Here is a 14226-nt window from a genome sequence, read left to right as displayed (position 1 = left end):
ACTGCAGGGTGGCTCCACTTTTTTGTAGTTTACAGTTCATGGTTGCTGTACGCAAACATCTACCCGCCATAGGCACTTCTAAAAGCGGTGCACAAGACATCACGATCCACCTTCCACAATGCCGCGAGCTCCTCGCTGACATCTTCGTCCCACCAGTCGCACAGTAGTTTGCGATTACTATGGTTTTCTGCAATCCAGATGAGGTGTCCAGCAACCTTGCGGCAGTATAGCTCCTCGCCCTGCTTGACCAGATCAGGGGCAATGTGAACAGGCAGACGTTTGCAGGTTCGGTACAACTCTTTGCTGCATGCGCGGCGGATACCACGAGCCGTGGGTAAACGGGATTGTGGATTGTCATGTTTGGGGAATTTGCCGGGAGGCATATTGTACCCCCTCCTCTCTCTCACAACTTATGCGGGCATAGGAGCCGAGGTCACTGACCTCCATAATTGCGTGAAGTGGCGGCGTGTTCTGCCGCTGTGATACACTAATGAAAATAGAGAAACAGGCAGGGAGTGGGAAGGGAAAATGGACCATATATCTAGTATCATTAATTATTTGTTTGAGATCATTCGTAGTCTTGGGTATTTTGGTATTATGCTAGGCTTGATGGTGGAGGTCATTCCAAGTGAAATTGTCCTCGCTTACGGCGGTTTTTTAGTGTCCTCAGGTCATATTAATTTTTTTGGCGCAGTCGTGTTTGGAACGATTGGCGGGGTGCTGGCCCAGCTGTTTATTTACTGGATCGGACGCTATGGCGGCAGACCCGTATTAGATAAGTATGGTAAATACATACTCATCAAAAAAAGTCATGTTGACCACGCTGAAGCCTGGTTCAATAAATATGGCACAGGGGTCATTTTTACAGCTCGCTTTATTCCTGTTGTTCGTCACGCGATCTCAATCCCTGCCGGGTTGGCTCGAATGAACGTATGGCGCTTTATTATTTTGACGACGCTGGCGATTATACCTTGGTCTGTTTTGTTTATATATTTAGGTATGGTGCTGGGAGACAAGTGGGAGCAAATTGACGAAGTGGCGGCACCTTACATCAAACCCATTTTGCTGGTTGCTCTTGCGCTCTTGATCATTTATTTTGTTATCAAATGGATTGTAGCCAAAAACAAAAAAGGAAGTGTATAACATGAGCCGTACTAACGTATCGCAATATTTCGGCAAGGGCTTGAGTCCTGAACAATTTATGGAGGGCATGGAAAAGAACAAAGAAGCCTTCCGCTCTGGATACGATCAGTTTGTGTGGAGCAGCGAAGAGGATCGGGAGTTTTTTGAAAGCCTGAACCATCGTGATGATCTGCGTGTGCTTATTTTGGCTGCCGACTGGTGTGGGGATGTCGTACGCAATGTGCCAGTTGTGTTCCGCGCGCTGGAGAATAGCGGTATTCCAACCGAAGTATTGATTCTGGAAAATCATCAGGCGCTGATGGACGACTTCCTGACAATGGGCGGACGTGCTGTGCCGATTGTGATTTTTGCGGATACAGGAGGTCATGTACTTGGCCACTGGGGACCACGCCCTGCACATGTCCAACAAATTATGATCGAATTCAAACGTGAAAATCCAGATCGGGAAGCCGATGACTATCAAGAAAAAATTGCAGTAGCTCGCAAAGAAATGGCTGAAAAATATGGGGAGGGAACCGAGGTCCATCCTGTGATTGTTCAGGAATTACGCGAGCTGATCTCGGGATTTTAACTTATGACCTTATCAATTCGCAGCTTTAATCTGGGTCCCCTTCAAACAAATGCTTATTTGCTTCAAGGGGATGATCCACAGCGCGCCGTTATTATTGATCCAGGAATGAATCCGGGTCCTTTGCTGAGAGCGATTGAGTCTCTAACCATTGAAGCTATTCTGCTGACCCATGCCCATTTTGACCATATTGGAGGGGGGGAGGAGATTCGCAATGCGAAAGGATGCCCGGTGTATCTGCACGCTTTGGAGCAAGACTGGCTCACATCTCCTAAGCTGAATGGCTCCCTGATGTGGCCAGAGGCATCTCCACCGATCTCGACAGGACCTGCCGAATATGATTTGGCGGAAGGTCAGCAATTAAATCTAATCGGACACACGTTCAAGGTGCTCCATACACCGGGGCATTCACCCGGAAGTGTTAGCTTCTTGTGTGGCAAAGATCTTTTCTCGGGGGATGTGCTATTCCGTCAGGGCGTCGGACGCACAGATCTGACTGGTGGTCGGGAACGCGACTTGTATGATTCCATTCAGAATAAGTTGTTCCCGCTTGGAGATGACGTTACAGTTTATCCTGGTCACGGACCCAAAACATCCATTGGTTATGAGAAAGCCAACAATCCGTATATTCGGTAAATTTGATAAACGTTAATTAATTGAGGCAAAATCAAAGAAGTGACAGGTTTTGCCTCAATTCGACAACAAAATATAAATTATGTATAGACAAAGGTTTTTATTTTTGTTAACATAAATTTATTAAAGTTACATACTAAACTCGCGAAGCACGCAAGCTGTGGATGAATCCCGGTTTGCGTTCTTTTTTTTGCCCATTAAGAGGATAAAGAGGCATGAGGCCATCAGATCACAAGGGGGAGCAAGAATGAAAAGAAAACATATATATGGTGTACAACGTGAGAACGAAGGCAGTTTCCGTCTTTCCAAAATAGTAGATATTGAAGATGTTGTGGTAGGTTCCGAACCGAAGATCATAACTTGGAAAAAGGTAAAACGGCGGGGCGGAACCCTTACGCAAAACTGGCATATACGGCTTAATGAGCATAGATTTGGACGTGGAGACGATCGATTATGAAGATACATAGATGATATAGACAAGCTACCTTTTTTTTAGTAGACTTAGCAGATAAGTTCAGACAAACGGGGGGGCTAACGATGCATCATTTAGGAGCTAGAATTATGATCGTCGCGGATGCTTTTGAGCAGAATCTTCCTGTGGGCGAACATGGTTATATCATTGCTTACGACCGTAATGCGGACAATGCTTTTGACTATGTCATTCGCGTACCGAAGGTGAACCGCAATTTTTTTGTACCATCCGGAGACATCGAGCTGGAAGAGAGTATTCTCAAGCTGGAAGCCGAGCGGATTGAGCGTGAAGCGCTGATAGATTATGCCCTTGCTACCCATAATGAGCAACTGTTCATGCATGTGATGAACGGTGGTATTGATTCGGTAGAGACTGAGGAAGAAGAAACCGCGGCGGAGTTGTTGTCACAGGCTGATTTTATCAGACAAGTCAATTTGCGTGCTTGGATATAGGAATCGGCTGTTGCCGACTCTTTTTAACAATATATAATGGGCACGATTTCAGCTGCTATAGTTTTCTTGAAAGAGCACCGAAAGGTGCTTTTTTTATATTCTTTTAGTAACATTTACCTCATTAATGTACAGTCTGCTTCTGTACCGCGTCAAAGATTGAATTGTATAGGGTTCTATCCTATAATTAAAAACGTTATTTCAAAGTTCGGTGTAACATTTTTGATACCAGGATTTTGCAAAATCCGATTCCAGTCGCTTATTGGATTTTTATATATACATGAGGAGGGTTTTGAATGAACATTTCCAAGGAAGATGTCCGTCACGTAGCCAGGCTGTCCCGGTTGAATTTGACCGAGAATGAGGAAGAAACGATGACAGGGCAATTAAACGCCATTCTCCATTATGCGGAGAAGCTGAATGAGCTGGATACGGAGCAGGTAAAACCGACCACTCATGTGCTGCACGTCAGCAATGTCATGCGGGACGACGAAGTTCGCGAAAGTTTGACGCATGAGCAAGTGATGCGTAATGCACCTGAAGAAGAAGATGGACAGTTTAAAGTTCCTGCTGTTCTGGAATAGATTTCACATTTGAAAGGAGGATGCAAATTGAGCTTGTTTAATAACACATTGCCGGAAATACATAACAAGCTGCATCAAAAGGAAATTTCCGTGAGTGATCTGGTGGGGCACGCTCTGGAGACAATTGATGCGCGGGAAGACAAGATCAGAGCCTATATTACCGTTGACGAGGAACAGGCCCGGGCATCCGCACGTCAGCTGGATGATCAGCTGATTTCCGGAGAGGAAAGAGGATTGTTGTTTGGCCTGCCGGTTGGTATTAAGGATAATATCGTGACGGAAGGGCTACGCACAACATGTGGCAGTCAGTTTTTGAAAAATTTTGATCCCGTTTACGATGCCACAGTGGTTGGCAAGTTACGCGCAGCGCAAACCGTGACACTTGGTAAAATGAACATGGACGAATTCGCTATGGGTGGTTCTAACGAGAACTCCAGCTTTTTCCCCGCACGTAACCCTTGGGATTTAGAACGTGTTCCCGGCGGTTCCAGTGGCGGCTCGGCTGCAGCTGTTGCGGCGGGTGAAGCTTATTTCACGCTCGGTTCCGATACAGGCGGCTCCATTCGCCAGCCCGCTTCTTATTGCGGCGTAGTTGGCCTAAAACCAACCTATGGTCTGGTATCCCGTTTTGGACTGGTGGCCTTTGCTTCATCTTTAGACCAAATCGGTCCGATTACAAAAAATGTTCAGGATTCGGCCTATGTCCTGCAAGCCATTGCAGGCTATGATCAGAAGGACTCCACTTCTGCGAAGGTAGACATTCCTGATTATTTGAACGCTTTAACCGGAGATGTAAAAGGTCTTCGTATCGCTGTACCTAAAGAGTATCTTGGTGAAGGCGTAGACCCACAGGTCAAGGAAAAGGTGCTTGATGCACTGAAAACTCTGGAAGGATTGGGCGCTGTATGGGAAGAGGTATCTCTTCCGCACACGGAATATGCGGTTGCGACATACTACCTACTGGCTTCATCCGAAGCATCGTCCAATCTGGCCCGCTTTGACGGTGTGCGCTATGGTGTGCGCGCTGACAATCCAGATAACCTGCTTGATCTGTATCATCAGTCCCGTACGCAAGGGTTTGGTCCTGAGGTGAAGCGTCGGATTATGCTCGGTACCTATGCACTCAGCTCCGGGTACTACGATGCTTATTATTTGAAAGCTCAAAAAGTGCGCACACTGATCAAACAGGATTTTGATCGTGTATTTGAACAATATGATGTGATTATCGGACCTACTGCACCGACTACCGCTTTCAAAATCGGCTCCCAAGTGGATGACCCATTGACGATGTATTTGAACGATATTTTGACGATTCCGGTGAGTTTAGCTGGCGTGCCGGCAATCAGTATTCCTTGTGGTCTTGCAGATGGAATGCCAGTCGGACTACAAATTATCGGGAAAGCCTTTGACGAGTCTTCTGTACTGCGCGTAGCGCATGCATTCGAACAAAATACTGAATTTCACAAGCAGCGTCCGCAGCTGTAATTTGGCAAAAAGGAGGGAACCTATTCATGTCTACAACTACATCGAAGTATGAGACGGTCATTGGACTTGAAGTCCATGTGGAATTGCATACGAAGTCCAAAATATTTTGTGGATGCTCGACATCCTTCGGAGCGCCGCCAAACTCTCATACATGTCCGGTCTGTCTTGGACATCCTGGAGTATTGCCTGTATTGAATCGTCAAGCCGTTGATTATGCGATGAAAGCGGCAATGGCGCTCAATTGCACCATTGCTGATGTGAGCAAGTTTGACCGCAAAAACTATTTCTACCCCGATTCACCGAAGGCTTACCAAATTTCGCAATATGACCAGCCGATCGGCGAGAACGGCTGGATTGATATTGAAGTGAACGGTGAAACCAAGCGTATCGGTATTACCCGGTTGCATCTGGAAGAGGATGCGGGGAAATTAACCCATGTTGATGGTGGCTATGCGTCTTTGGTTGATTTTAACCGGGTTGGCACACCATTGGTTGAAATCGTTTCGGAGCCGGATATATCTTCGCCGGAAGAAGCCAAGGCTTATCTGGAAAAAATACGTGCCATTATGCAGTATTGTGACGTATCCGATGTGAAGATGGAGGAAGGCTCGCTTCGTTGCGATGCCAATATCAGTCTTCGTCCGCATGGGCAAAAAGAGTTGGGAACCAAAGCGGAACTGAAAAACATGAACTCCTTCCGTGGCGTACAGCGCGGACTGGAATATGAGCAGTTCCGGCAAGAACAGACCCTGGACGAAGGTGGAACGATCGTACAGGAAACACGTCGCTGGGATGAGGCACAGGGTAAAACCCTGTCCATGCGTGGTAAGGAACAGGCGCACGACTATCGTTATTTCCCGGACCCGGATCTCGTTACACTGCATATTGATGAGGAGTGGAAAGAACGTATCCGTGCTTCGATTCCTGAATTACCCGACCAGCGCAAAACACGTTACACTTCGGAATATGGATTACCTGAGTATGATGCACAGGTAATTACGTCCTCCAAACCATTGGCTGATTTGTTCGAGGATAGTCTTCAGTACACCAAGGATGCCAAAGCAGTATCCAACTGGATTATGGGAGATTTACTCGGCTATTTAAACAGTGCCAGTGTAGAACTGTCGCAGGTTAAATTGACAGGTCGGGGCTTGGGTGAAATGATCGGACTACTGGAGAAGGGGACGATCAATAGCAAAATAGCCAAAACGGTCTTCAAGGAAATGCTGGAAAGTGATAAACTGCCGCAGCAAATTGTTGAAGAAAAAGGGCTTGTGCAAATCAGTGATGAAGGTGCAATTCTGACAATTGTCGAGCAAGTTGTAGCAGCCAACCCGCAATCGGTCGAGGATTACAAAGCTGGCAAGCAAAAGGCCATCGGCTTCTTGGTCGGTCAAGTGATGAAGGAGAGCAAGGGAAAAGCCAACCCTGGTCTCGCTAATAAGTTGCTGACAGAAGTGTTGAACCGTTAATGGCATAGTTATGACAGGGGCTTGTCTTTTAGGGACAGGCCTCTTTTGCATAAGTGCAGAGAACGTATGGGCATCGAACAAGTATCAGAATCGTAATGACATATTATAGTTTCCTTAGGAGGGCAAACAGCATGGTTACCCTATGTTCATTGGAAGATGATGATATTGTCAGTCAGATATGGCGTCTTCAGCACGTCGCTTATAGACTGGAAGCTGAGCTGATTGGATTTGATGAGATTCCTCCACTAATGGATACATTGGAGACACTTAGAAGCTGTGGAGAGTCTTTTTATGGGTGGTTGGAGGATGATGAACTGCTAGGAGCGCTAGCTGTGCAGTCTGAATCGTCTGGTTCGCTTACCCTTACACGTATGATGGTTCATCCAGATCATTTTCGCAAAGGGATTGCGGACTCCTTAATGAAGCATGTTTTGAATGAGTATCAGAATGTCCCGCTGTTTATCGTCACCACAGGAACTTTAAACACTCCTGCAGTGACACTTTATCGAAAACATGGTTTTCGACCCGTTTCCGCGGCAGAAGTGGCCCCAGGTGTGGAATTAACCACCTACCATTTGCATAACGTGGAATAATACTCACAAACCGCGTGCCCGGACAAGGAAGCACGACACAACCGGGAGGAGAGACTCGAATGAATAATCCGTGGATTATAGATGATTCACATATCATTTTACGGCTATTACTGTCCATGCTACTCGGTGGATTCATTGGCTTTGAGCGAGAACGTTCCAATCACGCTGCTGGTTTGCGGACTCACATTATGGTCAGTCTTGGTTCGGCGCTGATTATGCTGCTCTCCATTTACGGCTTTGCTGATTTTATTAAAGAAGCTAATGTGCGTATAGATCCAGCTCGTTTGGCTACGGCGGTGATTACTGGCGTAGGCTTTTTGGGGGCAGGTACAATTATGTTCACAGGTAAATCCATTACTGGACTCACGACGGCTGCTTCCATTTGGGTCGTAGCTGCCATTGGCCTTGGGGTGGGAGCAGGCTTCTATTTACCTTCTATAGCAGCAACGGTGCTCGTATTTTTAAATTTATGGGTGTTCAACAAATTAGAACTTCGGTATATGCGTGGACGCAAGCCTCATCTTATTACACTGTACGGATTGTCCTCTCACGGATTGCTCGATCAAATTTCGACTTATTTAGAGCAAGAAAAAGTGGAAATACGTAAAATTATGATTAAAGAACATGAGCATGTTCCATTTCATGAATTGCATCCGGATCGTCAGAGTATGGAGGTTTCCCTGGAGGTGCTGGCCCGACATGACTTTAATGCGGTACGAATTGCAGCTGATTTACGACAATGGGAAGATATAGCTGCAGTCTCCGTCGAGTGATCATAACCCTTTTTTTTACAGTTACTATCAAATCTGATTGGGGTACTATGTAACCATCAAAGCATTTTTCAGCGGAGCTACGTATGGAATTCAAAGGGGAGGATGGCATGAACTTGGAACAACCGTTACCGTCTGGACAGCCTGGGCAGCCACATGGACAGAAACAGCGGGGACGTCTGCAATACGCTAAATTTCGCAAAGTAATTGCTATTATCATGGCAGCACTGATACCAGGAATGGGACATCTTTTCTTAGGATTGTTTATTAGGGGACTTACATTTATTGTATTGCTCCTGCTAGATATTTTTGCGATGCTGTATGTTTCCTCAGATGGATTGAGAATTAACATCCCATTACTTATTTTGCTTGGATTGTTCATACCCGTATTATATTTTTATAATGTATATGATGTACTACAGTCAGCGGATTACATGGTTCGTTATCGGCGCAAGCCGGATCAATATGCACGAATGGATGCTAGAGGTCAGCAAAGCAGTCCTTTTTATGCATGGGAAAGAGGTTTTGCTTTTGCAGTGCTACTGGTGGCAGGCGGTGGACTTATGATTCTGTTCCGCATGAAACCTCGCTGGTTAAGCATTTTCTTCGAAGATTATGGATTTCTGACGCTGGCCATTATATTAATGATGATCGGTTTATTCCTTTTTCTAAGGGAAGCCTTTCTATCCTTTAAACGTAAAAAGTTGAAAGAAAGAGGGTGAAGTAGGCGTGCACCGCAAAATAAGAGTCGGCCGCTACACCTCTTCGCTTCTGTTGATGGCTGTAGGCATTTTGCTGATTGTAGATGTGCTTCAGAACACGGAATATATGCTTCAGCTCCTTGTGTGGTGGCCTGTAATCTTTGTGCTTTGGGGACTGGAGTATCTGATTTTTTTTGGTGTGTATTATCGCAAAGAGGGCAAGCCTGACAACGGACGACGTTTTAGACCTGACTTAAAGGGGATTCTGTCCGCTTTGGTAGTGGCTGCTTCGGTTTTTATCGTGACCCAGCAAAACCATTATATGTACCTGTGGAACCGGGTTAGTCTCAATCTGACATCGGCCTCTATGGATTTTAGCCAGGCTAAAGAGAATCGGTATGATATGGGCGGTGTGCTGGTACCGGTAACTATGCAGACGTCCGATTTAGTAGTTGATTCAGTGAATGGAGATATAACACTGATCAGACGGCCGGTATCCAATATAGAGGTACGTGGGACTCTATGGGTGGATCAAGCGCCTGCTGCCGAAGCGGAGAAGATTGCTCAAGCTTCTTCACTGACTTCTACCGACGGCAAGACCATCCAGATTCGTCCAGAGGTACAGTCATACGGAGCATCAAGTAAACGTCAGCCTCGTATGAACATGTTGATCACCGTACCAGAGGATCGGCGGTTCAACATGCAGATTAGAACCTCCAACGGGAATATCACCTTGAATGGAGTTGACGCTATCGACAGCATCCGGCTTGAGAGCGGTAATGGGAATCTCACAGTTAATGACGCTATTGGCAATGTCAAAGGAGGCACCCTGAACGGACAAATTAAATTGCATCGGATTTCCGGAGATGTGGATGTACGCACGAACCGTGGAGATATGCAGGCGGGGGATATTGAAGGGGCCGTGTCACTCCACACCATGGTAGGTGACATTCAGGTCGCTCGTTCGGAAGGGGATATCACCGTTGATACTCAGAATGGTGACATGAATGTGCTGAATTCTACAGCCAAGCTGAATGCAAATTCGCTTAATGGCGCTATCAAAGTGCATAGCGAGCAGGTAGGTGGGGATTGGAAAATATACAGTGCTGTCGGTGATATCGTATTGGATCTTCCATCGAATGGAGATTTTCAGTTAGAGGGTTCAAGCAGTTATGGTAATCTTCAGTCTGATTTTCCGTTTAAAATAGACAGTAAAAGCATTTCAGGCCAAAACGGAGATGGCAAATATGTGATTAGCGTAGAGGGTAACAGTAATTTAACCATTAAAAAGTTGCTGATGCCGTCGTTACCTGACTTGGATGATTCTGGGGGATCGACTGTGCCTGATGTAACTGGAATTTCTCCAGATGAGGCTGAAGTTCCTGTGAACGATACTTCTATAGGAACATCCAGGGACAATACGGCGCGTTGACAAGAATCTTGAGTAGACCGTACAATGTGAATAGCTTTAGAAGTGAATTGTAAATAGATGCGTGGTAATTGATAGGATTGCAAGTAAGGGATAAGGCGGTGGACATATATGGCAGCACGCGTCCAGCATGCTTTGGAACTTCTGAAGAAGACAGGTGTACGCATAACACCCCAGCGCCATGCCATATTAAACTATTTAATGGAATCTATGGGGCATCCGACTGCAGATGAAATATATCGTGCGCTTGAGTCCAAGTTTCCAAGTATGAGTGTGGCTACGGTTTATAATAACTTAAAGATGTTTATAGAAGCGGGTATGGTACATGAGTTGACCTATGGAGATAACGCCAGTCGTTATGATGCCAATATTTCGGAGCACTATCACATCATTTGCGAAAAATGCGGAAAGATTGAAGATTTCAGTTATCCGTATTTGGCAGATGTGGAACGCCATGCCGCGTTGGAAACTGGCTTCGAGGTGCATGGACATCGTATGGAGTTACACGGAGTATGCAAGGCTTGTAGTAACAAACAATCGTAACGAAACAAGGAATAGAAGTTTTTTGTGCGGTATGTATATATTGTAATGGATTGGAAACGTGAGGAATTCCCCATAAGTGGGGATTTACCGCGTTTTTTTATTTGAATCACTTTGTTTTTTGTTTCAAGTAATCTGTTAAAGTTACAAAATACAGAAATCAAAATTTCTTAAAATGGAGGTTCCATATTGGCCAGAAATCATTCCAGACGCCGCCGTAAACGTTCTCGATTCAAAGGAGCGGCAAGCCTGCTATTAATCGCAGCGATTATATGTGCAATTACTGTCGTATGGTACGGTAATCCTCTTCACGAGAAACCCGATTGGCAGGGGAGTGTCCGACCTATTTTTATGAAGGGCAAGTTGACCGGATATGAAGCTCAAAGCTCCGGTAAGAACATGCTGATGCCGCTTAAATTGATACAAGGCCAAATTGACCCTACAATTCGTTATGAGGATGACAGCCAAACCGTCATTATGGCAACGAGACAAAGCTTGCTCCATATGAATGTTTCAAAGACACAAGGCGAGCTGAATGGTAAAACATATACGTCTAGCGCTGCTCCTCAGATAATCAGTGGAGAGGTGTATGTCCCCATTGAGGCTGTACGTGAAGTATATGGTATATCCATCCACGAAGACCCTGTAACAGGTGCCGTCATTCTGATGAAAGCCGGAGAGAAGGTCAGGCTAGGTAGTGTAGAAAAGAAAGATGGGCAACAGGATGCTAGGATAGCTTTGCGTAAAGAAGCCTCTAGTCTATCCTTTATTTTGGCAGATGTATCACAGCAGACGAAAGTACGCATCTGGTCTCAACAGGGCGACTGGTATTTTGTGCAGTTAGACAATGGTTATGCAGGATACATTAAGTCAGACTGTATCTCTGAAGGAGAAGAACTTGTGATACCTTCGGTTAAGGACGATTTGTCAATCTCGGAGAAGCATTGGCAGGGTAAACCTGTGAATCTCGCTTGGGAAGCCGTCTATAATCGTAGGCCTGATCCTTCCAAATTTGATCCTATGCCTGGAGTAAATGTGGTGAGCCCTACATGGTTCAGCGTCGTTGATCATGAGGGTACTGTAGAAAGCAAGGCGGACCCTGCATATGTCAGCTGGGCACATCGTAAGGGGATAGAGGTGTGGGGCTTGTTGAGCAACAGCTTTAATCCCGAAATAACAACAGAGGCACTATCTACCTTTGAACGTCGAAAGTCGATTGTAGATCAGATGATTTCACTTGCCCAAGAAAATGATCTGGACGGTATTAATATTGACTTTGAAAATGTTCATACAAAGGATGGTCCCAATGTCACCCAATTTTTACGGGAACTTAAACCGATGGCTCGGGAACATGATTTGATACTGTCCATTGATGTTACGCCTAAATCTCAAAGTGAGATGTGGTCTGCCTTCTTGGATCGAAAATCATTGGGCGCGATCACTGATTATCTCATGGTAATGGCGTATGATGAGCATTGGGCAGCTAGTCCAAAAGCCGGTTCGGTCGCCTCGTTACCATGGACAGAAGCGTCAATTAAGCGCATTCTTCAGGAAGACGAAGTGCCGCCTCAAAAAGTGATTTTAGGTATTCCGTTATATACTCGTGTTTGGTCCGAGACTCCCAAAGAAGGGAAGATTAAGGTCACCTCCAAATCAATTGGTATGGAGTCAGCGGCGGAAATCGTAGCCCAATTTAAGTTGAAACCCAAATTTCGAGCTTCCGAAGGTCAGAATTATGTGGAGTATACCGAAGACGGTGTGGTCAAAAAGATTTGGCTAGAGGATCAGATATCCCTGAAAGCAAGAGTAGAACTTGCCCAATCACTGAACTTGGGTGGAATTGGTGTGTGGAGTCGAAGCTTTGCAGATAAAAACGCTTGGATAACACTGAAAGAAATAATTAAATAAGATAAAAATTTATACAATTGAAGAAGGAAGTCTCTTATTTATGTAGAAATGATCACATGTATCCAAATATCCAATTTAGCGGTTATAGCCGCCTTGCAGGTATGGAGGGTGAAGTGCAGCTAACCAAATTAAACCTGATGCATGATGAATTGTTGCAGGAAGATTCAATAGGTGTTATTTCGTACAGAAAGCCAGGAGAATATTTTCATGGTTCAATGTTGTACGACTTTGATGAACTCATTCTAATTATTGAAGAAGGCCGGGAGCCAGTTCGATCTATTCAACACTTATATAGTAATGGATTAAAATGCCAAGTGTTGTACACAACGCTTAGTTGTCTGAAGGGTTGGATTATCGCAGGTGAACAAGCCAACATTATAGATTATGTGCTAGAAGGTCGTATTGTCTGGGAACGGGATGACAGGGTACGTCTTTTAAGACAGGAAATTATTGAATTTGACGATCCACTGCGGGAGCAGAAGCGATTTCATGAGTTCTCGCGCTTTCTGGTCAATTACGTTCAAGGTAAGAAAGCAGTGCGAGAAGGGCGAATCATTGACGCTTATCAAAGTGTCCTGAAGGCACTGGATCATTGGGCGTCTATTGAACTCATTGAACGTGGGATTTATCCGAAGGTTCACTTATGGGTTCAGGTGCAGCCGCTGGATCGAACAATTGAGAAGCTGTATAACGAGCTCACATTAAGTACGGAGACTCTGGAGCAACGGGTTGAACTGGTACTGCTTGCTTGTGAATTTTCAGTCATGTCAAAAATGGAGGACTGCTCCTCTCCGCTATTCCGTATATTAGGCAGCAGACGGGAACCTTGGTCTATAGATGAACTTATGAATCATCCTGAGTTAAAAAATCTACAATTAGATCTTACCGTCGTGCTCCGTAAACTGGTTTATCGTTCACTTATTAGAGAATCAGCCATCGGTGAATTTAGGGATCGCGGACAAAATCGTGAACTGCGCTACTCCCTTCTTTGATGAGCGGAGGTTAATTAATCAGGAAGAAAGGTCGATAAACGATCTATTCTTCCTTTTTTCTTGCGCGATTTAGAATTTACAGGAAATGAAAATAAACAAATGATTATTTTAGCTTGACGAGTATGTAAAATATGTGCTAAGTTATAACTCGCCCCATTAAGCAACATGAATAATTTAGAACTGTCTAAAGCAGGATAAAAGGTGTTGCATCAAGCAAGAAAATAAATTTTAAAAAAATGCTTGACGAAAAACGAGGTTGTGTGTTACATTATTTAAGTCGCCGCTGAGACGCGGTGGTGAAACAAAGTAAGAAAGAATGAAGTTTGATCTTTGAAAACTGAACAACGAGTGAGTAAATGATTTTGTTCGCAAAATCAACAATGAGATATTTTATCTCGTCAGTTTCAACATGAGCTAATCGCTCTTTCTATAACCAACTTCGGTTGGTCTTTAATGGAGAGTTTGATCCTGGCTCAGGACGAACGCT

At 44.9% G+C, this 14226-nt stretch carries 16 protein-coding genes; 15 read left to right on the top strand and 1 reads right to left on the bottom strand.

From position 1 onward, the window contains the following. Positions 1 to 59: 59 nt before the first annotated feature. Complete coding sequence (locus tag ACU1JV_RS18885) at positions 60 to 383, bottom strand: hypothetical protein (protein ID WP_025675428.1); 324 nt, start codon at positions 381 to 383, stop codon at positions 60 to 62. A gap of 145 nt (positions 384 to 528) precedes the next feature. Between ACU1JV_RS18885 and ACU1JV_RS18880 the strand changes: the two genes are divergently transcribed. The 15 genes from ACU1JV_RS18880 to ACU1JV_RS18810 all read left to right on the top strand — a co-directional run bounded on the left by ACU1JV_RS18880 (position 529) and on the right by ACU1JV_RS18810 (position 13739). Continuing rightward, on the top strand, positions 529 to 1143 hold the full coding sequence (locus tag ACU1JV_RS18880) for a DedA family protein (RefSeq protein WP_025675429.1): 615 nt from the start codon (positions 529 to 531) through the stop codon (positions 1141 to 1143). Position 1144: 1 nt separating this feature from the next. Beyond that, positions 1145 to 1714 carry a thioredoxin family protein gene (locus ACU1JV_RS18875; RefSeq protein WP_013373026.1) on the top strand — a complete coding sequence of 190 codons (570 nt, stop codon included), beginning with the start codon at positions 1145 to 1147 and terminating at the stop codon, positions 1712 to 1714. Positions 1715 to 1717: 3 nt separating this feature from the next. Beyond that, a complete protein-coding gene (locus tag ACU1JV_RS18870; protein WP_165082486.1) occupies positions 1718 to 2347 on the top strand; it encodes an MBL fold metallo-hydrolase in 630 nt (209 codons plus the stop codon). Between the two features lie 244 nt (positions 2348 to 2591). Beyond that, the gene (locus ACU1JV_RS18865; RefSeq protein WP_040102895.1) at positions 2592 to 2801 is read left to right on the top strand and encodes a hypothetical protein; all 210 of its coding nucleotides are present in this window, start codon (positions 2592 to 2594) and stop codon (positions 2799 to 2801) included. Between the two features lie 80 nt (positions 2802 to 2881). Further along, on the top strand, positions 2882 to 3268 hold the full coding sequence (locus ACU1JV_RS18860) for a hypothetical protein (protein ID WP_025675434.1): 387 nt from the start codon (positions 2882 to 2884) through the stop codon (positions 3266 to 3268). A 293-nt stretch (positions 3269 to 3561) separates the two neighbouring features. Continuing rightward, positions 3562 to 3849, top strand: coding sequence for an Asp-tRNA(Asn)/Glu-tRNA(Gln) amidotransferase subunit GatC (gatC, locus tag ACU1JV_RS18855; RefSeq protein WP_013373022.1), 288 nt, complete (start codon positions 3562 to 3564; stop codon positions 3847 to 3849). A gap of 27 nt (positions 3850 to 3876) precedes the next feature. Then, positions 3877 to 5334: an Asp-tRNA(Asn)/Glu-tRNA(Gln) amidotransferase subunit GatA gene (gene gatA, locus ACU1JV_RS18850; protein ID WP_025675437.1), complete on the top strand. Its 1458-nt coding sequence runs from the start codon at positions 3877 to 3879 to the stop codon at positions 5332 to 5334. Between the two features lie 26 nt (positions 5335 to 5360). Then, a complete protein-coding gene (gatB, locus tag ACU1JV_RS18845; RefSeq protein ID WP_013373020.1) occupies positions 5361 to 6806 on the top strand; it encodes an Asp-tRNA(Asn)/Glu-tRNA(Gln) amidotransferase subunit GatB in 1446 nt (481 codons plus the stop codon). 131 nt (positions 6807 to 6937) lie between these two features. Further along, positions 6938 to 7399, top strand: coding sequence for a GNAT family N-acetyltransferase (locus ACU1JV_RS18840; RefSeq protein WP_013373019.1), 462 nt, complete (start codon positions 6938 to 6940; stop codon positions 7397 to 7399). 59 nt (positions 7400 to 7458) lie between these two features. Next, complete coding sequence (locus ACU1JV_RS18835; RefSeq protein ID WP_413986994.1) at positions 7459 to 8172, top strand: MgtC/SapB family protein; 714 nt, start codon at positions 7459 to 7461, stop codon at positions 8170 to 8172. 83 nt (positions 8173 to 8255) lie between these two features. After that, on the top strand, positions 8256 to 8891 hold the full coding sequence (locus ACU1JV_RS18830) for a hypothetical protein (protein WP_413986993.1): 636 nt from the start codon (positions 8256 to 8258) through the stop codon (positions 8889 to 8891). A 7-nt stretch (positions 8892 to 8898) separates the two neighbouring features. Continuing rightward, positions 8899 to 10302 carry a DUF4097 family beta strand repeat-containing protein gene (locus ACU1JV_RS18825; protein ID WP_413986992.1) on the top strand — a complete coding sequence of 468 codons (1404 nt, stop codon included), beginning with the start codon at positions 8899 to 8901 and terminating at the stop codon, positions 10300 to 10302. 108 nt (positions 10303 to 10410) lie between these two features. Continuing rightward, positions 10411 to 10842 (top strand): Fur family transcriptional regulator, encoded by a 432-nt coding sequence (locus ACU1JV_RS18820; protein WP_013373015.1) that lies wholly within the window; start codon positions 10411 to 10413, stop codon positions 10840 to 10842. Between the two features lie 186 nt (positions 10843 to 11028). Next, the gene (locus tag ACU1JV_RS18815; RefSeq protein WP_413986991.1) at positions 11029 to 12747 is read left to right on the top strand and encodes a glycosyl hydrolase family 18 protein; all 1719 of its coding nucleotides are present in this window, start codon (positions 11029 to 11031) and stop codon (positions 12745 to 12747) included. A 113-nt stretch (positions 12748 to 12860) separates the two neighbouring features. Continuing rightward, positions 12861 to 13739 (top strand): nucleotidyltransferase-like protein, encoded by an 879-nt coding sequence (locus ACU1JV_RS18810; RefSeq protein WP_231124596.1) that lies wholly within the window; start codon positions 12861 to 12863, stop codon positions 13737 to 13739. The last annotated feature ends 487 nt before the right edge of the window (positions 13740 to 14226 follow it).

The sequence above is a fragment of the Paenibacillus sp. T2-29 genome (assembly GCF_052921365.1).
Note: the sequence above shows the minus strand (reverse complement) of the source record. Positions and strands in the feature narration are given on the sequence as shown.